A 23,695-nucleotide genomic window follows, 5' to 3' on the forward strand; every position below is an offset into this window, starting at 1 on the left:
CAGACACTTCATCAATGCACAAACTGAGACTAGCGGTTGCAGCACTTGTGTTGCTGGCAAGCGGGCTGCCAACTGCGGCCGAGCTATTGCCGCGCGCGGCGTCTGCCGAGGGTTCCGTCATTTCCCGCAAGTCCGGTGAGGAAATTAGCTTCATCGACATCGAAGGCTGGCGCAGCGTGGAGGTCAGTCAGGACCTTCTTGCGGGCGACATACTGCGCACGAACGCCGCCGGTAGCCTTGCTCTGTTGTTCTCCGATGACACGCAGATGCGTATGGGGCGCAATACGACGCTTCTCGTCAAGAAAATCGGTCAGGGCTCCGACAGCGAACTTGAACTCAAGTCCGGGACCGTGTGGGCGCGAGCCAAGCGTGGGGGCAGCGGCCTCACAGTCGACACACCCTCAGCTGCCGCCGCGATCCGCGGGACGGATTGGACGCTTAGCATAGGTGAGAACGGCGCTACCACTCTCTCGGTGCTTGAGGGAAGCGTCGAACTCAAGAACGCGCAAGGATCGGTCGTCGTAAATCAGGGGGAGGGCGCGTTTGCGGCAATCGGACAAGCGCCCCGCAAATATGTCCTCGTCAATCTCAAGGAGCGCGAACAGGTACTTCTCTATTCGGAGCTGCGTGGCGTCTTCGCAGGTTTGCCGACAAGCGGGATGAGCGGCCGCCAGACTCGTGCCGAGCGGGCGCGCGTTCTGGCCATTCCTCCTGCTCGACGGAGCAGCGAGGATTGGGTCTCACTTGCCGAGGCCTCGCTATCGCATGACGGCCGGGCAGCTGCCAGAGAGGCTCTAGTTGGACTGAGGCGGCCCTTGCCGGCCCAGTTGGAGGCGCGTGCCAAGCTGGTCGAGGCGATGATCGCCGGACTGGAGCAACGCTATGGTGATGCGAACCGGCTGTTCGCCGCCGCCTTGCCAGCGCTGCCGCGCAATCGCAGAGCATCTGCGATTTACGGTCGCTGGTTCGCGGAATCCTTGGCTGAACCGGACCGCGATCGACCACCGCCGGCGGACAACGTCTATAGCGACGATCCGACGACGGCGCTGATGCGGGCTGCAACTGTGTCCCATGCGCTCGGCGCGGCCGAAGCGATCGAGATATTGAAGGCGGCCGAGCGCCGTTTTCCGAACGACGCGCGCCTGCCGGCAATGCGCGCGGATCTCGCCTTCCAACTCGACCGCCGCGACGAAGTGAAAGACGCGCTCGCCCGCGCGAGCGCCATCGATCCCAACGAGCCGGCCTATCTGCTCGCCAATGCGCGCTTCCGCGCAAGCATTTCCAGCGACCTCGATGGCGCACTTCGGGACCTGAAACACGCCGCGAAGATCGCTCCTGGCAACGATGCCATCTGGAACGAACTCGGCATCGTCCTAAGCGATCGCAATGCTATAGTGGAGGCCGATGCCGCCCATCGGCGCGCGGTCGAACTGAACCCGGAAAATGCCGCCTTGCACGCAAACTATGCGCGCTTCCTGATGGACAACGATCAGATCGCAGCGGCAAAGGCGGAGGTCGAAAGGGCGGAGGCGCTTGACCCGCAATCCTATGCGGTTTTGGCGGCCAAAGGCCGATATCTCTTGCGAATAGGAAAAACCGAGGAGGGCGAGAAAACGCTACTCGAAGCCTCCGCCGTCAACCCGACCTACGGGGACAGCCTCATCGGTCTGGCGATCGGCAGCTATCAACTGGGGGCGGAGGAGGAGGCCGCCCAGGCGCTCGACAATGCCGACCGGTTTGATCCGGAAAACCCGTCAATTCCCTTGATCCGCTCCGGCATCGCCCTCGACCAGTATCGCGCCGACGATGCGATCGTCGAGGCGCGCGAGGCACTGCGGCGCCGCCAGGCTCGCGGCGGGTACTACGGCGGTTACGATGCCAATCGCCAGGTCTCGTCCTTCCTCGGCATCGCCCTCGACAATGTCAGTCTTAACGAATGGAGCCAGTATTACGCGGACCGCTCCTATGATCCTTTCAGATCGACCACCTATCTCGACGAGGCAGCGTCCGGCCGGATCAGTCCTTTTGAGGGATTTTCCCCTCTGCTTTCTCCGAGCCAGCGGACCGAGGCAGGCAGTTCAAGCGCTTCGTCGAACTTGCAGGCGCTATTGCTCGATCCTCTTGCGGTGGCGTCCGCCACCACCCGCAACTCACTCGAACGAACCAGCTTTTTTGAAACGGCCATTGGGGGCGGCCTGATCTTGCAGGATGGCGAGCTTGGCTGGAAGAGCGACATGCTCGTCCAAGGTACGACCTTTGCACCGCTGCCGATAAGCTATTATCTGCAGGCGGAGGCACTGCGGCCGGATAGCCCGCGCGCGAACGATCGCGATGATATCACCGGCGCAAATTTCTCTGTCGGCATACATCCGACCTTGGAGGACAATGTTTACCTGTTCGGCGGTTTCGTCGATCTCGAAACGGGGTTTCCCGGGCAGACTTGGTTTCCGACGCCCTTCGACATCAGAGAAACTCGATTTTCCGACCTTGGGATCGCGTGGAGTCATACCTTCGGCGATCGCAATCTGCTGCAGGCGTTCGCCGTCCTCGGCGACACGCATGTGGACCAGAGTATCGATCTGGTCGACGATATCGGACCATACCGCGTTGAGCAAGAAACGGAAAAGGAGACCGCAACGATCGGCGTCAGCCATCTGTACGGGATCGGACCCGTCACGCTGCGATACGGCGTCGAAACCGGCCGGTTCTATACGCGCGACTCCGCAATCTATACGGATCTGCTCACGGGAGGCGTGTTCTTCGTCGATCGACTTTCCGAGAAGGGCAATGCAACGCGCGGCTATGGCGACGCCATGTGGGAAATTTCCGAGGATCTCACATTCCAGGGCGGTGTTTACCTCAATTGGTTGGACGACGTAACCGATGATTGTCCCTGCGTCGATCCGCGTGTCGGCGTCGCCTGGTCGCCGGTAGAAAATCACTGGCTGCGCGCATTTTATCGCGAAGATACGCAGTCTTCATCGAATTACACCCTCGCCCCGGTGTCGACCGTCGGATTGACGCCACTGGAACTGCCGTTGTTCATCGGCGGCAGCGCAAGGACAGCGGCGCTGCGTTGGGAGGCGGAGTGGTCGGAGCGGCTCTTCACGTCGGTCGAGTACCAGCACCAGCGTTTCGACGGGCTTTCGTTGGATGTCCCCGAGTTGCTCGGCAGCTTCGACACGACGACCGGCGAGATCGACCGCATCAATATCAGCGGCAACTACTGGATCGGCGAAGGTCTCGGTGCCTTCGGATCGTTCACCTGGAACCACAGCGTCGACTTGACGCCCGGTAGCGGCGGGGAGTTCGGCGTGCCACTTGTGCCGGATTATCGGGCGCAGGTCGGGCTGACGATCGTTCACCCTTCGCGCGTCAAGGCCACTATAGCTCAGACCTTCGTCGGGGAACGGGTTGGCGCGCCCTTTGGCATCGAGCTGTCATCATACACGACAAGCGATGCTGCGATTAGTTGGGAGTCGCCGGGCGGACACCTGGAACTCGGTCTGCAATTGCTAAATGTGTTCGATGACGACTTCGATCTGGCTTTTGGCATTCCCGGCCCAGGCCGCACTGTCCTGGGCACCGTCAGGGCGAAGTTTTAGCGACTCGATCACCCGGAGTCACGCACGGCGTGTCGATCAAGCGTAGTTCGGCGTCATCAGCCGCGGCGGGTGTCCGGGAAGTTGGCCGGGTTGATGCCGAGGGTGTGGAGGTCGCGGGCGTTCGGGCGGCGGTGACCTTCGACTGCCGCGGCTGCGGCGGTCGCTGCGCCGAGGACGGCGAAGGCGCGACCGATGAAGCCCATGCGGTTCTTGCTAGTCATTGTCTTTGCTCACTTTCTTTCTCAATTCGATGAGCAAAAGATGGGGCCCGTCGGGCTTTTTTGCAATGCACAAATCCTCACCCCAGCCATGCAACGAAAGCAGGCCCGGCTGGCGGTCTGCCAACCGGGCCCGCGCCAAAGCGCCTTGGGAGGCGAAAGCGATCAATCTTCGCTGGCAGCAAGCTGGGCGAGTACCTCGCCGCGGCCGCGGGCTCTGAGGATCAGCGGCACGATGAAGGCCAGCGCCGCAATCACCAGCAGGACAGCGGCGATCGGCGAGGTGAAGAGCACGGTCGCGTCACCTTGGCTGATCGACAGCGCCCGGCGCAGCTGCTGTTCGGCGAGCGGCCCGAGGATCAGGCCGACGACGACAGGCGCGATCGGATAGCCGAAGACGCGCATGACGTAGCCGAGCAGGCCAAAGGCGAGGAGCATGCCGAGTTCGAACACCGAGGGGTTGGCGCCGATGGTGCCGAGCGTCGCGAACAGCAGGATGCCGGCATAGAGCCAGGGTTTCGGGATCGTCAGCAGCTTCACCCAGAGGCCGACCAGGGGCAGGTTCAGGACGAGCAGCATGAAGTTGGCGATCAGCAGGCTGGCGATCAGGCCCCAGACGAGCTGCGGGTTGGTGGCGAACAGCAACGGCCCCGGCTGCAGGCCATATTGCTGGAAGCCGGCCAACATGATCGCCGCCGTTGCCGACGTCGGCAGGCCGAGCGTCAGCAGCGGCACGAGCGTACCGGCTGCCGAGGCGTTGTTGGCGGCCTCCGGGCCGGCGACGCCCTCGATCGCGCCATTGCCGAATTCTTCCGGATGCTTGCTCAGCCGCTTTTCGGTCGCATAGGAGAGGAAGGTGCCGATTTCGGCGCCGCCGGCCGGCATCGCGCCGATCGGGAAGCCGATAAAGGTGCCGCGCAGCCACGCCTTCCAGGAGCGCGCCCAATCCGAGGCGCTCATCCAGACCGAACCGCGCACCGCCTCGACCCTGTCGGGACCCTTGTCGCCCTGGGCGGCGATGTAGAGCGTTTCGCCGATCGCGAACATGGCGACCGCGAGCGTCGTCACCTCGATGCCGTCGAGCAGGTCCGGAACGCCAAAGGAGAGACGCGCCTGGCCGGTCAGCTGGTCGATGCCGATGCAGGCGAGCGTCAGGCCGACGAAAAGCGAGGTCAGGCCACGCAGCGTCGAGTCGCCGAAGGCGGAAGAAACGGTGACGAAGGCGAGCACCATCAGCGCGAAATATTCGCGCGGGCCGAAGACGAGGGCCAGCTTGACGATGTAGGGGGCGACAAAGGCGAGGCCGAGTGTCGCGATGAGGCCGGCGACGAAGGAGCCGATCGCTGCCGTTGCCAGAGCGGGGCCGCCGCGGCCGGCGCGTGCCATCTTGTTACCTTCGAGCGCGGTGACGATCGAGGAGCTCTCGCCGGGCGTGTTCAGCAGGATGGACGTCGTCGAGCCACCATACATGCCGCCGTAATAGATGCCGGCGAACATGATCAGCGAGCCGCCGGGGTCGAGCTGATAGGTCACCGGCAGAAGGAGCGCGACGGTGAGCGCCGGGCCGATGCCCGGCAGCACGCCGACGGCCGTGCCGAGGGTGACGCCGATCAGCGCGTAGAGCAGGTTCATCGGTTGCGCAGCAACCAGCAGCCCCTGCAAAAGGAAGTCAAGAGTACCCATAATTGTCGGCCTTTCTAGAAGAGCAGGCGTTCAAGCGGTCCTGCCGGCAGCGACAATTGCAGGACTTTGGCGAAAATCGTCCAGACGAGGAAACTGGCGACGATGCCGAAGGGAATTGTCAGCCAAAGTTGCCGTTTCCCGAAGCCGCGCGCCGTCATGGCGAAGAGGATGCCGGTGGCAATCGAAAAGCCGAGCGTGTTGAGCAGCAGCATCTGCGCCGCAAGCCCGCCGACTACCCAGGCGACCGGTCCGAACTGCTGCGGTTCACGCTCGGCAAAGTCGCCCCTGAAACCCTCGACGGCCGTCCAGATGGCAAGCACGATCAAACAGCAGGCGATCGCATAAGGCACCGTGGTCGGGCCGACCTGCGAGTAGCCGGCAAGGCCGGTGAGCCGGGAAACGTCCCAGAAGATCACGCCGGCAATCGCAGCCAGCACAACGGCGATGATGAGCGCCGCCCGATCGGGGCGGCGCGTTTCGACGGAAGGGCTATCTCCCCTGCTCATTTGACCAGTCCGATGTCCTTGAGGACGGCTTCCGTGGCCGCGACGTCCTTGGCGAGCTGCTCGTTGAAGGCGTCGCCAGCGAGATAGGTGTCCTGCCAGCCCTTGGTCTTCAGCACTTCCTGCCAGCCAGCGGACTTGGCGAGCTTCTCGATATCGGCGGAGACGGCAGCCTTCTGCTCGTCAGTGAGGCCCGGAGCGGCGGCGACCATGCGCCAGTTCTCGACGACGACGTCGAGGCCGGATTCCTTCAGCGTCGGGGCATCGATGCCGGGGATGCGCTCGGCGCTCGTCACAGCGAGGAGGCGGAGCGTGCCGGCCTTGACCTGCGACTCGAATTCACCATAGCCGGAGATGCCGGCCGTCACCTGGCTGCCGAGGATCGCGGCAAGCGCCTCGCCACCGCCGGAATAGGCGATGTAGTTGATCTTGGTCGGATCGACGCCGGCCGCCTTGGCGATGAGGCCTACGGCGATGTGGTCGGTACCGCCGGCCGAGCCGCCGCCCCAGGATACGGCGCCCGGATCCTTCTTCAGGGCTTCGACGAGATCGGCCATCGTCTTGATCTCGGAAGCGGCCGGAACGACGATCGCCTCGTATTCGCCCGTCAGGCGAGCGATCGGCGTGACGTCCTTGAGGGTGACCGGCGAGTTGTTGGTGAGGATGGCGCCGACCATGACATAACCGCCGACGAGCAGCGCATTCGGGTTGCCCTTCTGCTGGCTGGCGAACTGGGCGAGGCCGATCGTGCCGCCGGCGCCGGGTACGTTCTGCACCTGGACATTGCCGGAGATGCCTTCCTGCTGCATGACGGTCTGCAGCGAACGGGCGGTCTGATCCCAGCCGCCGCCGGGATTGGCCGGCGCGATGATCGTGTAGTCGGCGGCATAGGCCGGAAGCGCCAGCGCGCCGGCGAGAATGGATGCGAGGAAGAAGTGTTTCAAGGTCGGTCCTCCGTAGGCGCGGTTCGTCCGCGCGTTGATCGTTGTCGCGAACGGAAGAAACGGGCGGCTGACCTTGAAAGCGGCAGCCTCCGACCGGATTGGCAATTTCCTCCCGATGCGCTGCTGGCATTCCGCCTCCACGGGTCGCCAGCGGCCCTAAACCAACATAGAAAGCTGACATTAACCTGACATCAACCGGCTGGCTCGTAAACGGTTTGTTTCGGCTCCACAAATATCACTGGAGGAAGAATATTCACTGGAGTCTGAGCACCTCGTTCCAGCGGGCGATCAGCCGGGCGCGTTTGACTTGGTCGAGATAGACCATGAGTCCCGGACTGACCGGCACCGGCTTCAACTGGCCGCCGAGCATTTCGTGCATGGTGTTGGCGGTGTTCTCGCCGGCGACCTCGGGACTCACGGCCGGGATCTCAAGCTCGCGCGCCATGATCGTCTGACCTTCCTTCGACATGAAGAATTCGAGATAGCGGCGGCCGAGATCTGGAGAGGCGGCGGCCTGCGGAACCAGGCCGATTCGCGACATCACCACGGTATAGTCCTTCGGCAGCACGATGCCGACATCCGGATGCCTGGAGGCCCAGTCGGCGGCATAGGAGCCGAGGATATTGTAGCCGAGCACGAAGCGCCCGTCCGCCACCCGCTCGAGGATCGCCTGGCTGGTCGAATAGAGCTTGACGCCCGCAGCACCCATTGCCTGGATGACGCTCCAGATGTCGCCGAACTGTTCCTGGTCGCGCGCCATGAACAGGAAGCCGACGCCGGATCGCTCGATATCATAGGTGCCGATCCGGCCGAAGATCTCGCTTCCCTGACGCTTCAGATAGTCGACGAATTCGGCGCGCGTCGCCGGCGGCTTTTCTTTTGAAAAACTCGGTTTGTGATAGACGAACACGGCCGGCTCGAAGGTTAGCGCATAGGCCGTGTTGCGCCAGTTCGCCCAGGCCGGCCAGCGGCCGCTCATCGGCAGGTCGCTGCGCTGGGCATAACCGTCATTGCTGAGCTTCACCTGCAGGTCCATCGCGGAGGAGAAGGCGAAATCGGCTGTCCTCTGGCCGGCATCGGTCTCCTTGACGATCCGGTCGTAGATCTCGCCGGTCAGCATGTCCTCGTAGCGGACAGCGACATCCGGATTGGCCTTCTGGAAGCCGACGATCATCGGGCGCGCCAGCGGCTCGTCGAGCGAGGAATAGACGACGAGAACGGGCGCCGCCGCATCGCCGGAAACGGCCGGGAAGAGCACCGGCGCGGCGCAGGCGAACCCGACGAAAAACAACCAAAAAGCGAAGGAAATCAAGAACTGCATAATTTCACAATGCCTCACCCGCACGCCGTTCACAAGCAAGGTCGCGGCCGATAAGGTGAAGCGGGGGAGAGTGACGATTTGCGTATCTTGCTTGTTGAAGACAATCAGGCCCTGGCAGAGGGTCTCTCGGCGCTTTTGCGCGGCAGCGGCTATGCCGTCGACGTGGTGAACGACGGCGCCTCGGCGCATGCCGTCACCGCCGCCGAGAGCTTCGATCTGGTGATCCTGGACCTGAACCTGCCGGAGATGGACGGGCTCGACGTGCTGCGCGCCATGCGGGCCCGGCAGAACCGGGCGGCCGTCCTGATCCTGACGGCCCGCGGCTCGCCCGAAGAAAGGATCAAGGGCCTCGATCTTGGCGCTGACGACTACCTGATCAAGCCTTTCGACATCGGCGAGTTCGAGGCGCGCGTGCGAGTCCTGCTCCGCCGTCAGGCCGGCCTGCGCAGCTCGATCGTCAGCTACGGCAATGTCTCGCTGGATCTGAACGCCCGCAGTTTTTCCGCCGGCGGCGTGCCGATCGAGATTCCGGCGCGCGAGCTCGGGCTGCTCGAGCTTCTCTTCATGCGCGCCGGCAAGGTGGTCGCCAAGGACGCGATCGTTCAGTCGCTGACCGGCCTCGATGACGATCTCAGCCCCAATGCGATCGAGCAATATGTCAGCCGGCTGCGCAAGCGCCTGGCGCCCTACGGGCTGACGGTGCGCACGGCCCGCGGCATCGGTTACTACCTCGACAAGGCGGCGGGCCCCGAATGAGGACGGCCGTCTATTCGCTGAGAAGAAGGCTGCTCGGCTGGCTGCTGATCTCGACCGCGGTGATCGGGGTCATCGCCTTGATGGATACCTATCGGGAAGCGGTCAAGACGGCGAATGTCGTTTCGGACCGCGTGCTCGCAGGCTCGGCGCTGGCGATCGCCGAGCGTGTGGTCGTCGCCGAGGACGGCACGCTTCAGGTCGACATACCCTATGTGGCGCTGGAAATGCTGACCTCGGCCGCGCAGGACCGCGTCTTTTACCGGGTGGATGGCCCTCCGGGGGAGTTCATCACCGGCTACCAGACGCTGCCGTCGCTTCCCGAGGCCGCCGGCCAGTCGACGAGCTTTGCCGATGCGGTCTTCCGCGGCGAGCCCATCCGGCTGGCGGTGCTTCGCCGCTCCGCCTCCACCGGCGTCAATTCCGTTCCCTTCGTCGTCACCGTCGCCGAGACGACGATTGCGAGACGCCAGCTGACGCAGACGATCCTGCTGCACTCGGCGCTCCGCCTCGGCTTGATGATCGCCGGTGCCGCCCTGATCGTCTGGGTGGCGGTGACCTTTTCCTTACGGCCGCTCTACCGGCTCGGCGACGCGATCGCCGAGCGCAGCCCCGACGATCTCCATCCGATCGGCGAGCGTGTGCCGAGCGAGGTGCAGGGGCTGGTCGACACGGTCAATTCCTTCATGGTGCGGCTGCAGTCGGCGCTCGATGCGCTGCGCCATTTCACCGGCAATGCCAGCCACCAGCTGCGCACGCCGCTGGCCATAATCCGGACGCAGCTGGCGCTCGCCCGCCGGGCGGCGACGTTGGAAGAAGCGCTCTCGGCCGCCGCGAAGGCCGATGAGGCGGTCGCCAATGCCGAGCGCATCCTGGCGCAGTTGCTGCTGATGGCGAAGATCGATGCGGCGGCCAAGGAGGAGGCGCGCGGATCGGAGCGGATCGAACTTGCTCGGCTGGCACGCAGCGTCACCGCCGAGCACGTGCCGGCGGCCGGCGAGGTGGGCATCGATCTCGGTTTTGCCGGCGAGGGGGAGCATTGGATCCGCGCCGAACCGCTGCTTGTCGGAGAGCTCCTGAAGAACCTCATCGGCAATGCGCTGCTCTATGCCGGGCGCGGGGCGGAGGTGACGGTGCGCGTCTCAAGGTCGGATGACGAGATTGCGCTTGAGGTGGTAGACAACGGGCCGGGTATCAGGCCGGAGCTGCGCGAGGCGGTGCTGAAGCGCTTCCGGCGCGGCGGCAATGCGGCGCCCGGCACCGGGCTCGGCCTGCCGATCGTCGAGGAAATCGCCACGCTTTATGCCGGAACGATGCGCCTCGAGGACGGCGAGGGCGGTCGCGGTCTGAAGGTGGTCGTGACTTTTCCGGCAGGGTGAAGAGCCGCAGCCGCGAAGCCGTTACGAGCGCTCTTCGCTTTCCTCGCGGTCGCGGGCTTCGAGAAGAGATGCGGCGTCGCGGGTTTGAACCCGCAGCAGCTCGTTCCAGAGCTGGCGAGCGAAACGCGATTGAACCTGGTTCGCAGGCTTGCGCTGCGATGACATGACAAATCTCCGATAGGTTTGGAATGCCGTTCATATAGTCTATCGACGAGCCGATGGCCACGGCAGAGTCTACCGAGCTGCTTTGCAAGGGAAGCATATGTCGAGTAGCAAGAATATCGATAGATCCGCGTAGCAGACAACAAAAATGCCGGGATGAATTTCTTCATCCCGGCGAGCGGCTGCACTGGGAGGCAGTTTCTTTACGTCTTTTTCCGGCCTTTCTGGCGATAGACGTCGACGACGACGGCGGCAACGATGATCACGCCCTTGACGATCTCCTGGTAGTACGCGTCGACCCGCAGAAAGGTGAAGCCGGAGGTCATGACGCCGAGGATGATTGTGCCGATAACGGTGCCGGTGATGCGGCCGACGCCGCCGGTCAGCGACGTGCCGCCGATGACCGTCGCGGCGATCGCGTCGAGTTCGTACATGACGCCCATGCCGGCCTGGGCGGTCTGTGCCCGGGCTGCGGTGACGACGCCCGCAAGGCCGGCCAGCATGCCGGCGATGGCGTAGACCTTGATCAGATGCGCTTCGACATTAATGCCGGAGACGCGTGCGGCCTGGACGTTGGCGCCGATCGCATAGGTGAACTTGCCGTAGCGGGTGTAGCGGAGCGCAATATGGAAGATCAGCGCGACCACGAGGAAGACGATGACCGGCCAGATGCCCGTGCCGATGAAATTGAACTGCTCGGTAAGTCCGGAGACCGGCTGGCCCTTCGTGTACCACTTGGAGATGCCTCGCGCTGACACCATCATCCCGAGGGTGGCGATAAAGGGCGGGATCTTGGTCTTGGCGATCAATTGCCCGTTGATATAGCCGGCGACGAGGCCGATGCCGACACCAAGCCCGATCGGCACGATGGCCGGCAGGTCGGTCAGCGAGGGATAGAGCGCTCGCGGCCAGGTGGAGGCTTGCGCGACGCTCGCCGAAATCATTGCCGTCATGCCGACCACGGAACCTGAAGAAAGGTCGATGCCGCCGGTGATGATGACCTGCGTCACGCCGACGGCGATGATGCCGATTACCGATACCTGGAGGATCATGATCGTCAGGCGCTGCGGGTTCATCAGGAAGCTCTGGCCGACGAGAAGCCAGCCGAGAACTTCATAGACGAGCGCGATGCCGATCAGCACCAGGAAGATGTTGAACTCGGGCGGCAGGCGCCGTCTCGACCCGGCAATCGGCGAACCCGCGCCCTGTGCAGCGATATTGGTTTCCATTGTCTTTCCTCCCTGCGGTCGGCATCCGCGCTAGCGCGCGGCAAGTTCCATGACCTTGATTTGGGTGGCTTCTGCCCTGTCGAGGAAGCCGGTGACTCGGCCCTCATGCATGACCATGATCCGGTCGCTCATGCCGAGCACCTCGGGCATTTCCGACGAGATCATGATGACGGCGACACCGTTGCGGGCGAGTTCGGTCACCAGGCGGTGAATCTCGGCCTTGGCGCCGACGTCGATGCCGCGGGTCGGCTCGTCCAGGATCAGAATATGCGGATTGGTCAGCAACCAGCGGCCGATCAGCACCTTCTGCTGGTTGCCGCCCGAGAGGTTCTCGATGCGCTCCTGCAGGTTCGGCGTCTTGACGCGCAGCTTGCGGCTCATCTCCTCGCAGGCGGCGGTGACGTCCTTCTCGGAGACGAAGCCGCGCTTGACGAACTTGTCCTGCAGCACGGCGATCTGCATGTTTTCAAGGATGTCGAGGATCAGTAGGCAGCCGGTGTCCTTGCGGTCCTCGGTCAGGAACGCCATGCGGTTCTTGATCGCCGTATTTGGGTTGTCAATCACCACGTCCTTGCCGTCGATCGAAATCGTGCCCGAGCTTGCCGGGGTGACGCCGAACAACGTCTCGGCGACATTCGATCGGCCCGAGCCGACAAGGCCGGCAACGCCGAGGATTTCGCCGGCGCGCACGTCGAAGGAGACGTCGTGGAAGACGCCGTTTAGCGTCAGGTTCTTGACCGACAGCACGACGTCGCCGATCGGCACCTCTTCCTTCGGGAACATCTGGGTGATCTCGCGGCCGACCATCATGCGGATGATGTCGTCACGGGTGACCTGGCTGGAGGCGTGCGTGCCGATATATTTGCCGTCGCGGAAAACCGAGAATTCATCGGCGATCTCGAACAGCTCGTTCATCTTGTGGGTGATGTAGACGATGCCGATGCCTTGCGAGCGGAGATCCCGGATGATTTCGAAAAGATGCGCCACCTCGCGTTCGGTGAGTGCGGAGGTCGGCTCGTCCATGATCAAGACGTCGGATTCGTAGGAGACCGCCTTGGCGATCTCGACCATCTGCCGGTTGGCGACCGACAAGTGGCGGACTTCGATTTCCGGATCGATGTCGATCTTCAGCCGCTCGAAGAGCTTGGCAGTCATGCGGCGCATCTCGCCGTGGTCGACGAAGCCGAAGCGGTTCTTCGGCTCGCGGCGGATCCAGATGTTCTCGGCGACCGTCATGAACGGCATCAGGTTCAGTTCCTGATGGATCATGGCGATGCCGTTTTCGAGCGCGTCGAGCGGCGATTTCAGCTGGACGTCGGCGCCGCGGAGCTTCACCTCGCCGCGGTCTGGGTGATAGATGCCGGCGAGGATCTTCATCAGCGTCGACTTGCCGGCACCGTTCTCGCCCATCAGCGCGTGCACGGTGCCGCGCTTCAGCTTGAACTGAACGTCGTCGAGCGCGACGACGCCCGGGAATTCTTTGCGCACGCCTTCGGCGGCCAGGAGATATTCGGCATTGGGTACGGCACCGCTGGCGCGCACGGCTGCCATCGTTGTGGGACTGAGCGTCATGGTCATTGCCTCCCCATCTTCCGGCCTCGACCGGAACGTCCACGCAGCGGGCGGAACAGCCCTCTCATAGGCCCAAGCGGGCTTCAGGCGGGACTCGCCTCGAATGGGAGCGCGGCCGAAGCCGCGCTCCCACGACGAACGATCAGTTCTTGGCCTGGTACTTGGCTAGGTTTTCCTTGGTGACGAGCTCGAAGGGGATGTAGACCTTCTTCTCGACCGGTTCGCCCTTGGCGAGCTTGAGCGCGGCATCGACCGAGCCCTGGCCCTGGCCGGCGGCGTTCTGGAATACGGTCACGTCGAGGTCGCCGGCAGCCATGGCGGCGAGCGCGTCCTGGGTGGCATCGACGCCGGCGATGACCACCGAATCCATCGACCGGCCGGCAGCCTTCAGCGCCTGAATGGCGCCGATCGCCATTTCGTCATTGTTGGAAATGACAGCGTCGAACTCGAGGCCTGCGGAAAGCCAGTTGGTCATCAGGTCGGCACCCTGGGTGCGCGACCAGTTGGCGGTCTGCTCTTCGACGATCTCGATGCCCTTGCAGGCGTCGGTGGCGAGAACGTCGTGAACGTCCTTGGTGCGCATGCGGGCGGCCTGGTTGGAAAGTTCGCCCATCATGACGACCGCCTTGCCTTTGCCGCCGAGCATCTTGCAGACTTCCTGCGTCTCCAGCGTGCCGGACTCGACTTCGTTCGAGGCGACGAAGGCTTGCTTGTCCGGGAGCGAATCGACGTTCACCGGCTCGCGGTTGACGTAGACGAGCGGAATGCCGGCGTCTGCGGCGATCTTCGACATGGCGGCGGTCGCATCCGTGTCGACCGGGTTGACGATGATCGCATCGACGCCGGCAGCGATGAAGTTCTGGATCTGGCTCTGCTGCTTGGCGACGTCGTTCTGCGCGTCTTCGATCTGCAGCTCGACGCCGTTCAGCGTCTTGGCATAGTCCTGCATGCCGTTGCGCAGGACCGTCAGGAAGTTGTCGTCGAACAGCGCCATCGAAACGCCGATCGTCTCCGCATGCGCAGCCGTCGACATCATGACAGCGATCGCAGTGCCCAGAATGAATTTCTTCATGTCTACTTTCTCCTCCACTCCGGTGCCGGCCACACCCTTTCTTGCCGGAAACTCGATTTTCGTTGATCGAGCTCATCTCTTGTCGGAAGTAGCACTCCCGCTGCGCTTCCGATGAAAACGGAACAAACCAACCAGTAGTTTGCCAAGACGGAATATGTATTCCATTTTATCCGGACGCCGTCAAGTGCATCTTGCGGCGCCCGGGCCAATTTCCGCGCCCTCTCTCCCGTCAAGCGATCAGGCGCGAGATTGCAGGTAATCCATGCTCTTACGAACGGCCGTGGCCGGCTCGCTCAAGGCATGGACGGAAGGCGCGAAGGGCTCGAACGAGAAGGGACCTTCGTAGCCTTCGGCGCGAAGCCGACGGATCTGTCCCGCATTGTCCAGCCGGTCTGCAGCGTCGACTAGAATCCTGTGCGGGTCGCGCATTTCGGAGACCGCAACAGCCTCGTCGCTGACACCGGAAATGTGGACGAGGCCGGTCAGTTCCGGGAAGAAAGCGTCCTCGCCGGCGAGGTGATGGTGGAAGGTATCGTGGACGAGCCGGAAGGTCTCGCCGCCGATTTCCCGAATCGCCTCGGCGGCCTCGGTCTTGGATCGCAGCGAGCAGATTTCGAAGCCGAGCGGCTCGACAAGGCCGATGACGCCGGCCGCATCGAGCAACGGCTTCAGGGCTCGTAAAGTCCTGCGAAGGTTGGCCTGGCGCTCGCCGTCCGTCTGACCACTGCCGTCATTGACAGGCACCAGCACCAGAGCCTCGGCGCCGCAATCGCGCGCATAGGAAATGAGCTCGCGCGCCTCCGCCTCCCGTGCCTCGTTCCATTCGTTGAAGCGCTGCAGGGCGTTGATCGAAATGATCGTCAGTCCGTCTCTTTCCGCAAGCGCCTTCACCTTAGAGGGCGTCGTGCCGTCGAGAATGGCATTGCCGAAAAGGTCGTTGCGAATTTCCACCGCCGAGACTCCGAGCGATCTCGCCAGCGCGAAAAAGGCATCGAGCGGCAGCGCCGGAGCGGCCATATGGTTGAGGGCGAAGGGAAGGGCGGTCAATGGATGTCCTCCAGGAATGTTTGGAATGGCTGTCGCCGTTGTTCGGAACGTTTGTTCCATTTCGGCGACAACATTCCCCGTGAAGACGCGTCCAGTCAAAGTCCTAGTCGTGCAGCGGCATTGCATTCCTGCAAGATTGCGCCGCGGCGATGAGAGGAATCTGTCAAAGCGCCGGAGCGATGCGCCGGCGATCGGTTTCAGGCTTCGACAGTCAAGCCTAGATCGAACCAGGCAAATTCCGCCCGCGTGGGTTCACTTGACCCCGTTGGCCTCGGCAACGAAATCCGAGAGCATCGGCACATAGTCCTCGCCCCGCCCGGCCCCGACTGCCTGGGCGAAGGCGTTCCTGACGGCCGCGCCGATCGGATTGGCGACGCCGGCGGCATTGGCGAAGGCGGCGAGATAGCTCATGTCCTTGAAGCCGTTGCGGATGGCGAACTTGTGGGCATTCGGGTCGCGCTCCAGCACCCAGCGGAAGAAGGTCTGGTAGAAGGGGCAATCCATGCGGCCGCCGCGGATCACGCTGTCGAAGATCTCCGGCTCGAGGCCGGCCTTTCGCCCGAGCATCAGCGCTTCGGAATAGAGCGCCGCATAGCCCATCGACAGGAAGTTGTTGAGCAGCTTCATCGTGTGGCCGGTCCCCGTCGGGCCGGTGTGAATGATGCGGCCCGCAAAGCACTCAAGCACCGGCCAGACGCGACGCACGTCTTCGTCCGCCCCGCCGACCATGATATCGAGCGTGCCGGCGGCGGCGTCCGCCGGGGTGCGGCTCAGCGGCGCATCGACGAGCGTAATGCGCCTCGGGGCCAGGTCCGCAGCGAGCTTCGTCGTCACCGAAGGATCGGAGGTCGAGCAATCGACGATCGTCAGCGGCCTCCCCGCGGCGGCAATGCCGTCCGCGCCTTCGACGACGGCCAGCACTTCAGGCGAGCCGGTCACACAGAGCACGATGACTTCGCAGTGCTCCGCCATCTCGCGCGGCGTCCTCACCTCCTTCGCGCCTTCTGCAACGAGCGTCTCGACCGGCGCGCGGTTGCGGTACGCCATGACCGAGAGCGGCCAGCCCTTTTTCAGGATGTTGGCGGCCATGCCCTGGCCCATCAGCCCGAGCCCGATGAAACCCACATTCGCCTTTGTCATGTTCGCCTCCATGGTGCTGACGCCATGGTGCACGATTGGCGCGGGATCGCCAGACCGAAATTCTGGCCGCTCCGCCTGCTAATCTCTCAAGGTGACCCACACCGGCGCGTGGTCGCTGGCATTTTCCCACGCGCGCACGTCCCGGTCGATGCCGGCGCCGGTCAGCCGGCGCCTGAGTTTTCGACTGAGCAGGATGTGATCGAGCCGCAGGCCGGCGTTTCGCTGCCAACGATTGCGGCGATAGTCCCAGAAGGTGAAAAGCTGCTCGTCCGGGTAGATCTTGCGCAGCGCATCGAGCCACCCCTGCTCGCGCAATTGCCGAAAGGCGGCGCGGCTTTGCGGCTGGACGAGGGCGTTGTCGTCGTAGGAGCGGGTCGGATAGATGTCGCGCGGTTCCGGGACGACATTGTAGTCGCCGGCAAGCACGACCGGCAGGCCGGTCTCGAACAGCTCGGCGGCGTGGCTGGCGAGGCGCTGGTGCCAGGCGAGCTTGTAGTCGAATTTCGGCCCCGGCTGCGGATTGCCGTTCGGGGCGTAGAGCGAGGCGATCAGGATGCCGTTCACGGCCGCCTCGATATAGCGGCTCTGCGTGTCGGATCGATCCCCGGGCAGGTCCGTGCGTGTCAGGACCGGTTCGCCGTCGCGGGCAAGGATTGCCACGCCGTTCCAAGCCGATTGGCCTCGCCACACGGCGCCATAGCCGGCGGCCTCGATCGCCTGCTTCGGAAACTGCCCGTCCGTTGCCTTGAGCTCCTGCAGGCAGACGACATCCGGCTCGGCCGCTGCGAGCCAAGCCAGCAGGTTGGCCAGCCGCTTGTTGACGCCGTTGATGTTGAAGGTGGCAATCTTCATGCGGGCTCAGCGGACCAAGTCGCCGGCCCAGCGCGTGACAGCGTCAGCGAGCGTTTTCAGATGATCGGCCGCGGAGAAGCCGGAGATGCTCTTGCGCGGTTTCAGGTCATGGTCGCCGTCCTCCAGCCAGAGAACTTCGATCTGGTCGGACAGCGTATAGCCCCGAACCTCTTCGCGCGTGCCGAACTCGTCGCGGGTTCCCTGGCAGATCAGCGTCGGCGTCTGGAGCCCGGCGAGATGCCTGGTGCGGAGCTGCTCGGGTTTGGCCGGCGGGTGGAAAGGATAGCCGAGGCAGATGAGCCCGGCGACTTTACCCCCGGCATGAAGCTCGTCGGCGACCATGCTGGCGACGCGTCCGCCCATCGACTTGCCGCCGATGATTAGCGGGCCCTTCGCGCCGAGTTCGGCGACCGCGGCGCGATATTCCGGATTGAGCGTTTCGGCGCGGGGCGGGGGCTTGCGCTCGCCGGTGCGCCGCGCCGCCATATAGCCGAATTCGAACCGGACGACGCGGAAGCCTGCCTCCGCGAGCGCCCTGGCCGTGGCGCTCATCGAGGCCGAATCCATCGGCGCGCCGGCGCCATGGGCAAGAAGAATGGTGACCGGCGCGTCCTCCGGTCCGTCGAACAGGAACTTTCCGACCATTCAGGCAGCCGTCCTCTGGATGATTCCGTTTATCAGGCGATCTCAGGATAAGATCATGCGGCGATCCAAAGCGCCACAGGCCGCACCTGTTCAGGCGCTGGGCGCCGTCGGGAGAAGGTGAAGGTTCACGAACTGCACGCCGCGCTCGGCGGTTCGCGCCCATTCGGAATCCCTGTCGAGTTCGAGATAACGCTTCCACCAACGGCGTGCCTCGCCGAGATCGCCGGCATCGAATTCGAGCTTTGCCAGGTTGAAGATCGCATCAGCGTAATCGCCGCCGACGTCGATCGCCTTTTGAAGGTATCTGCGGGCGGTGTCGATGCGGCCGCGCTCGCCCATGAGCCCGGCGAGGTTGAACCAGGCCTCGGCAAATGAGGGGTCGAGCTTAAGCGCCCGGGCGTAGTCATGCGCGGCATCCAGTTCGTGGCCGGCAGCGCGAAGGCAGTTGGCACGGTTGAAGGCGGCGACGGAGTCGGTGCGGTCGATGGCGAGGTAACGCTGATAGATGGAGGCTGCTTCGTCATATTCGCCTTCTTGCTCGGCCTCCTCGGCTTGCGCGAAGAGCTCCTCGAGTTCCGCCTCCTCGACGGCGCCGAGGTCGAGCAGCAACTGCCCATCGAGTTCGCTCAGGCCCTCGGCCCGCCGGGCATAGATCGTCCTCGAGCCTTCGTGATGGAGCGACAGCGCCGTCAGCGAAGCGACATGGCTGGATCGCTGGACGGAGCGCGCGATCGTCCCCCAGCCAGCGCCGCTTGAGATCAGTCCGGCATACTTGCGGGCGAGGATCACGTCGCGGAAGGAGTAGGGTTCGCTGTCGTGTTCGAAGGCGTCGAACAGCGACAGCAGGTCGAAGAGGCGAGGCGCGATCTTCGCGTGGTCGATCAGCGATTGCCGCGGCAGCGCCGACGTTTCCGGCGCGGTCGCCAGGCCCAGGAGCCGAAGGAAGCCGTTTTCGCTGAGCAGGCGCCGTCCGAAGACGGCCTCCCGTTCGAAACGCGCCTCGATGTCCGCATCGGTTGCCTTCAGGAGTAAGCCGCGGCCGAAGACCACATGGGTAGTTTGCCGGGTGACGCCGCGTCGCAGATGTCCGCCCTGGCGTTCGACCTCCCGTGCGATTAGCCGCCGCGGATAAGCGGCGAGCGGCCCGACGATGCCGAATGTCTTGCCGGCGACCGCCATCAGGCCTTCTTCTGTGCTGTCGTCTTCTTTCCTGTGGCGGGCTTGGCGGCAGCGCTCTTCGCTGCGGGCTTGGCAGTCGGCTCGGTTTTGCTCTTGCTTTTGGCCGGCGGCTTCGCCTGTGACAGGCTTGCCTTCAATGCATCCATCAGGTTGATGACGTTGCCGCGGTCAGGCGGCGCCGCGATGATCGGCTTGTGACCCTTCAATTTTTCGCGGATCATCTGCATCAGCGCGATCTCGTAGCGATCCTCGTAATTCTTCGGATCGAAGGTCGTGGTCTTTTGCTGGATGAGCGCCTCGGCGAGTTGCAGCATTTCCGGGTCGGGACTGCCGACCGGAATGTTGCCGAAATATTCGGCCGTGCCGCGCACCTCGTTCGGGTTCCTGAGCGTGCAGACGAACATGCCGGTCTCGCGTGGGCCGATAGTGATCACTCGTTCACGGCTCGAGAGTACCAGGCGGGCGATGGCGAGCTTGCCGCTCCGCCGCAGGGCCTCCCGCAGGACGATGAAGGTCTCCTCGGCCATCGCCCCGTCCGGCGCCAGATAATAGGGCGCATCCTGGTAGATCACGTCGACGGAGCCTTCCTCGACGAAGGCCTCGATGTTCATCGTGTGGTTCGATTCGATCCTGACGCTGTCGAGGTCGGCCTCGTCGATGACGATGTATTTCTTGTCCTCGTATTCGTAGCCCTTCACCAGGTCGGATCGTTCGACAAGGCCAAGCTCCGGATCGACCGGCTTCATGTTGATCCGGTTGTGGGTATCCTTGTGCAACTGATTGAATGTAATGCGTTCGCTGCTGCTGGTGGCCGGATAAAGCCTAACCGGGCAGCTCACGAGACTGAGTCTGAGATATCCCTTCCAACTTGCCCTGGGTGCCATGGTGGTCTCCTACGCGGCACTACGATTACTTTTCCGTCCCGGACTGAGGCGGCAGTTCCCTGGCGAAGTCGCCGATGTCGGCCCAGGGATCGCCGGATGTGGCCAGAAGGCCTGGCAGCGAAGAATAGTTCAAATCCCCCGGAGCGTCGATAGCTTCGAGATCGGACCAACTGAGCGGCGTCGAGGCCGGCAAGTTGGTACGGGCGCGCAGCGAATAGGGTGCGGCCCAGGTGTGGCTGCGCGCATTGCGGTGGAAGTCGATGAAGATGCGCCTTACGCGATTGCCCTTGCCCATGGTGGTGGTGAAGGTCTCCGGCGCGGTCGCCGCCAGGCGGGCGGCGATCGCGCTTGCCGCCTGGTGGAACTTCTTCCAGTTAAACTTCGGTCTGACCGGCAGGACGACATGGAGGCCGTTGCCGCCCGAGGTCTTGACGAAGGGGACGAGGCCGACCGCCTCGAGTTCGGCCTTGATGTGAATGGCCGCTTCGACCACTACCCGCCAGGCGACACCTTCGCCGGGGTCGAGGTCGAAGACCATGCGATCGGGCTTGTCGAGCAGCATGCGCGTCGTACCCCAATTGTGGAATTCGACGACGCCGAACTGCGCCAGCGCCAAATAGGATTTCGTATCCTCGACGGAAAGATAAGTTTTGGTTTCGCCGTCCGAGTTGGCGGTTTGGAAGGTCGCGACCGAAGGCGGCATGCCGGTGAAGGGGTGGCGCTGAAAGAAGCAGTCCGCCGTTTTTCCCGTCGGGCAGCGCACCAGAGAGACGGGTCGGCCGAGGATGTGCGGCAGCATGAAATCGCCGATCATGGCGTAGTAGACGGCGAGGTCGAGCTTGGTCGGGCCGGACTTGCCGAACAGGCGCCGGGTCGGATTGGTGATCGAGATGCTGGCCAGGTCCGCGTCGGAAATCAGCCGTTTTTGCCGCGGTGAAACTGGCGTCGAGAGGTCGACGTCACGGAGGCCCCGGAACACCGCATGGCGCAGAATATTGTCGGCTGTTCGATTCCCGTAGTGAATGCGCGCCCTCAATACCGGTCGGACCCAGATGATCTCCTTCGGAGCACCCTCGAGCTTCGCCGCACCTGCCCTCAGCGGCTCCAGCCGCGCCAGCAATGGTTTCAGCGTTTCGGCGTCAAAGCCGGTTCCGACCTTGCCGCGATATTGCAGTTCGCCGTCGACCCATTCGCCGAGCGCGAGCGCGGCAAGGCCTTCGGCGGCTTCCGACATGGTATAGCCGGCGATGACGAAATCTTCCGCCTTCAGCGCCTTGGTCTTGGTCCAGGTCTTGGAGCGGCCGCTCTGGTAGGGCGCCGAGGCGCGTTTGGAAATGACACCCTCGAGCCCCAGTTCCGAGGCCTGCTGGTAAAAGGCGCGCCCGTCGCCGATGACGTGATCGCTCAACTGGATGGCGGAGCGGCTCGACAGTTGCGCCGCGAGCACCTGCTTGAGCAGAGCCTTGCGCTTCTCGAGCGGGACAGCGGCGAGGTTCCAGCCGTCGAGATGCAGAAGATCGAAGGCATAGAACACCAGCCGGTTGCCTGCGCCGGCGGAAAGCGCCTCCTGAAGGAGCGCAAAACGGCTGATGCCCTCCTCGTCGAGCACGACGATTTCGCCATCGATGACGGCTTCGGGGCATGGCAGCCGGCGAAACGCCTCGGGCAGATCGCCGTAGCGTCGCGTCCAGTCGAGGCCGCCGCGGGTGATGAGGCGGACCTCGCCGCTGGATAAGTGCGCCATCGTACGGTAGCCGTCGAACTTGATCTCATGCAGCCATACCTCGCGCCCGGGGGCACTGTCCGGCGGTGCGGCGGTTGGTATTGCGAGTTGCGGTTCGATGCGTGTCGGCATCGGCGCCTTCGTCGCGCCGGGAAGAGCGCCCGGCTTGAGCTTCACCGTCTTGGCGGCTGGCGTCGGCTTTTCAACGAGCTCCTCGATCCGCCGCCCCGATTTGGCGCTTTCCGGCCGGGCGGCAAGAATATCGATGGAGGGATCGGCGGCCGGATCGCGTTCCTTAAAGAGAAGCCAGTTGCGATCGTCCTCTTCGCCGGGCCTCGCCTTCAGCCGCGTCAGCATCCAGCCGCCGTTGAGCTTTTCGCCGGCCAGGCGAAACTTGAAAGCGCCCTTGCGCAGGCTCTCCTCGACATCGTCCATCGGCGCCCACACACCGGTGTCCCAGACGATCATCGGCCCGGCGCCATATTGGCCCTCCGGAATGACGCCTTCGAAGTCGATATAGTCAATCGGATGGTCCTCGGTCTCGACCGCCAGGCGCTTGTCGGCCGGGTTGAGCGAGGGGCCCTTGGGGACCGCCCAGCTCTTCAGCACGCCGCCGACTTCGAGCCTCAGATCGTAATGGTCTGCAGTCGCATGATGCTTGTGCACGACGAAACGGTTGCCGCCGCCGGCCGGGCGCCCGGCCGGCTCCGGCGTCTTCGAAAAATCGCGCTTCTTGCGGTAGGCCTCAAGCTTCGACGTCGCCATGCGACCAAGCTATGGCTTATCCATCGAACCCGCAATATCGGCTGACGCGAGCCGGAACGAAGTGCCCCGGCTCGCGTGGCTCAGCTCAAGCGCACCGACCCGGCGTGCCGAGCGCCATATGGCGGTTGACGTCCTTGTAGAGCAGATAACGGAACTTGCCCGGACCGCCGGCATAGCAGGCCTGCGGGCAGAAGGCCCTGAGCCACATATAGTCGCCGGCTTCGACCTCGACCCAATCGGCGTTGAGGCGGTAGACCGCCTTGCCCTCGAGAACGTAGAGGCCGTGTTCCATCACATGGGTCTCCATGAAGGGAATGATGCCGCCCGGCTCGAAAGTGACGATCGTCACATGCATGTCGTGGCGCATGTCGGACGGATCGACGAAGCGGGTCGTCGCCCAGCGGCCGTCCGTATCGGGCATCGGCGTCGGGGTGATTTCACGTTCGTTGGTGACGATCGGTTCGGGGAGAGGGATTCCATCGACCTTTTCGTAGGCTTTGCGGAACCAGTGGAATCGGGCCGGCGTGGAACCGTCATTGTGGAGGCTCCAGTCGGCGCCGGGCGGGATGAAGGCGTAGCCGCCGGGCTGCATCCGGTGGGTCTCACCGCCGATCGTCAGCCGGAACTCGCCGTCGACCACGAACAACACGGCTTCTGCGCGCGGATCGCTTTCAGGTTGGTCGCTTCCCCCAGAAGGCCCGACCTCCATGATGTATTGCGAGAATGTTTCGGCGAAGCCTGACAGAGGACGCGAGAGGACCCACAGACGGGTATTCGTCCAATGCGGCAGGTAGCTGGTGACGATGTCGCGCATCACCCCCTTCGGAATGATCGCATAGGCTTCGGTGAACACCGCCCGATCCGTCAGCAGGTTCGTTTGCGGCGGATGCCCGCCTTCGGGGAAATAGTAGTTGCTCTTCATCTTTCTCGCCTATCGGGGTGGCTGGTGAGCCGGGCTCTGCCGATCCCGGCGGTGGTAAATCGCTGTGGCGCCGTTTGTCGGCAGGCCAGGGGGTTTT

The 23,695-nt window shown here is 63.7% G+C and carries 20 protein-coding genes; 3 read left to right on the plus strand and 17 right to left on the minus strand.

Annotation, left to right across the window (positions count from 1 at the left end; translation table 11 throughout):
- The first annotated feature begins 14 nt into the window (after nt 1-14).
- On the plus strand, nt 15-3,605 hold the full coding sequence (locus tag SS05631_RS21510; RefSeq protein WP_037419052.1) for a FecR domain-containing protein: 3,591 nt from the start codon (nt 15-17) through the stop codon (nt 3,603-3,605).
- Between the two features lie 56 nt (nt 3,606-3,661).
- Here SS05631_RS21510 and SS05631_RS21515 read toward each other — a convergent pair whose 3' ends face one another.
- The 5 genes from SS05631_RS21515 to SS05631_RS21535 form a co-directional block, all read right to left on the minus strand.
- Nucleotides 3,662-3,826 carry a hypothetical protein gene (locus tag SS05631_RS21515; RefSeq protein ID WP_083854030.1) on the minus strand — a complete coding sequence of 55 codons (165 nt, stop codon included), beginning with the start codon at nt 3,824-3,826 and terminating at the stop codon, nt 3,662-3,664.
- A 162-nt stretch (nt 3,827-3,988) separates the two neighbouring features.
- Nucleotides 3,989-5,506 carry a tripartite tricarboxylate transporter permease gene (locus SS05631_RS21520; protein WP_037419055.1) on the minus strand — a complete coding sequence of 506 codons (1,518 nt, stop codon included), beginning with the start codon at nt 5,504-5,506 and terminating at the stop codon, nt 3,989-3,991.
- Nucleotides 5,507-5,520: 14 nt separating this feature from the next.
- The gene (locus SS05631_RS21525) at nt 5,521-6,012 is read right to left on the minus strand and encodes a tripartite tricarboxylate transporter TctB family protein (protein ID WP_037383908.1); all 492 of its coding nucleotides are present in this window, start codon (nt 6,010-6,012) and stop codon (nt 5,521-5,523) included.
- Nucleotides 6,009-6,953, minus strand: a complete 945-nt coding sequence (locus tag SS05631_RS21530; RefSeq protein ID WP_037419110.1) for a tripartite tricarboxylate transporter substrate binding protein — start codon at nt 6,951-6,953, stop codon at nt 6,009-6,011. Before SS05631_RS21530 ends, SS05631_RS21525 begins: the two co-directional genes overlap by 4 nt.
- A gap of 253 nt (nt 6,954-7,206) precedes the next feature.
- Nucleotides 7,207-8,274: an ABC transporter substrate-binding protein gene (locus SS05631_RS21535; RefSeq protein ID WP_037419059.1), complete on the minus strand. Its 1,068-nt coding sequence runs from the start codon at nt 8,272-8,274 to the stop codon at nt 7,207-7,209.
- Nucleotides 8,275-8,352: 78 nt separating this feature from the next.
- Here SS05631_RS21535 and SS05631_RS21540 point away from each other — a divergent pair, with 78 nt between their 5' ends.
- Together SS05631_RS21540 and SS05631_RS21545 are read left to right on the plus strand one after the other, a co-directional pair.
- Complete coding sequence (locus SS05631_RS21540) at nt 8,353-9,030, plus strand: response regulator transcription factor (RefSeq protein WP_037419062.1); 678 nt, start codon at nt 8,353-8,355, stop codon at nt 9,028-9,030.
- Nucleotides 9,027-10,406 (plus strand): sensor histidine kinase, encoded by a 1,380-nt coding sequence (locus tag SS05631_RS21545; RefSeq protein WP_037419064.1) that lies wholly within the window; start codon nt 9,027-9,029, stop codon nt 10,404-10,406. Before SS05631_RS21540 ends, SS05631_RS21545 begins: the two co-directional genes overlap by 4 nt.
- 21 nt (nt 10,407-10,427) lie before the next feature.
- Here SS05631_RS21545 and SS05631_RS31455 read toward each other — a convergent pair whose 3' ends face one another.
- The 12 genes from SS05631_RS31455 to SS05631_RS21600 form a co-directional block, all read right to left on the minus strand.
- Nucleotides 10,428-10,571 carry a hypothetical protein gene (locus tag SS05631_RS31455; protein ID WP_162843166.1) on the minus strand — a complete coding sequence of 48 codons (144 nt, stop codon included), beginning with the start codon at nt 10,569-10,571 and terminating at the stop codon, nt 10,428-10,430.
- 200 nt (nt 10,572-10,771) lie between these two features.
- Entirely contained in the window at nt 10,772-11,797 is a 1,026-nt protein-coding gene (locus SS05631_RS21550; protein WP_037419067.1) for an ABC transporter permease, read from the minus strand.
- A gap of 30 nt (nt 11,798-11,827) precedes the next feature.
- Nucleotides 11,828-13,369, minus strand: coding sequence for a sugar ABC transporter ATP-binding protein (locus SS05631_RS21555; protein WP_037419112.1), 1,542 nt, complete (start codon nt 13,367-13,369; stop codon nt 11,828-11,830).
- A gap of 142 nt (nt 13,370-13,511) precedes the next feature.
- Nucleotides 13,512-14,441: a sugar ABC transporter substrate-binding protein gene (locus tag SS05631_RS21560; protein WP_037419068.1), complete on the minus strand. Its 930-nt coding sequence runs from the start codon at nt 14,439-14,441 to the stop codon at nt 13,512-13,514.
- A 237-nt stretch (nt 14,442-14,678) separates the two neighbouring features.
- Entirely contained in the window at nt 14,679-15,488 is an 810-nt protein-coding gene (locus SS05631_RS21565) for a TIM barrel protein (RefSeq protein ID WP_037419070.1), read from the minus strand.
- Nucleotides 15,489-15,740: 252 nt separating this feature from the next.
- The gene (locus SS05631_RS21570; RefSeq protein ID WP_083854034.1) at nt 15,741-16,628 is read right to left on the minus strand and encodes an NAD(P)-dependent oxidoreductase; all 888 of its coding nucleotides are present in this window, start codon (nt 16,626-16,628) and stop codon (nt 15,741-15,743) included.
- 78 nt (nt 16,629-16,706) lie between these two features.
- A complete protein-coding gene (gene xth, locus SS05631_RS21575; protein WP_037419073.1) occupies nt 16,707-17,480 on the minus strand; it encodes an exodeoxyribonuclease III in 774 nt (257 codons plus the stop codon).
- Nucleotides 17,481-17,486: 6 nt separating this feature from the next.
- Nucleotides 17,487-18,125 (minus strand): alpha/beta fold hydrolase, encoded by a 639-nt coding sequence (locus SS05631_RS21580; RefSeq protein WP_037419076.1) that lies wholly within the window; start codon nt 18,123-18,125, stop codon nt 17,487-17,489.
- A 90-nt stretch (nt 18,126-18,215) separates the two neighbouring features.
- Nucleotides 18,216-19,304, minus strand: a complete 1,089-nt coding sequence (locus SS05631_RS21585) for a tetratricopeptide repeat protein (RefSeq protein WP_037419078.1) — start codon at nt 19,302-19,304, stop codon at nt 18,216-18,218.
- Complete coding sequence (locus tag SS05631_RS21590; protein ID WP_037419080.1) at nt 19,304-20,188, minus strand: Ku protein; 885 nt, start codon at nt 20,186-20,188, stop codon at nt 19,304-19,306. Before SS05631_RS21590 ends, SS05631_RS21585 begins: the two co-directional genes overlap by 1 nt.
- Nucleotides 20,189-20,213: 25 nt before the next feature.
- Nucleotides 20,214-22,676 carry a DNA ligase D gene (gene ligD, locus SS05631_RS21595; protein ID WP_037419082.1) on the minus strand — a complete coding sequence of 821 codons (2,463 nt, stop codon included), beginning with the start codon at nt 22,674-22,676 and terminating at the stop codon, nt 20,214-20,216.
- An 85-nt stretch (nt 22,677-22,761) separates the two neighbouring features.
- On the minus strand, nt 22,762-23,598 hold the full coding sequence (locus tag SS05631_RS21600) for a bifunctional allantoicase/(S)-ureidoglycine aminohydrolase (protein WP_037419084.1): 837 nt from the start codon (nt 23,596-23,598) through the stop codon (nt 22,762-22,764).
- Nucleotides 23,599-23,695: the final 97 nt, after the last annotated feature.

It is taken from the genome of Sinorhizobium sp. CCBAU 05631, from assembly GCF_002288505.1.
In the GTDB taxonomy this organism is placed as follows: Bacteria; Pseudomonadota; Alphaproteobacteria; order Rhizobiales; family Rhizobiaceae; genus Sinorhizobium; species Sinorhizobium fredii_C.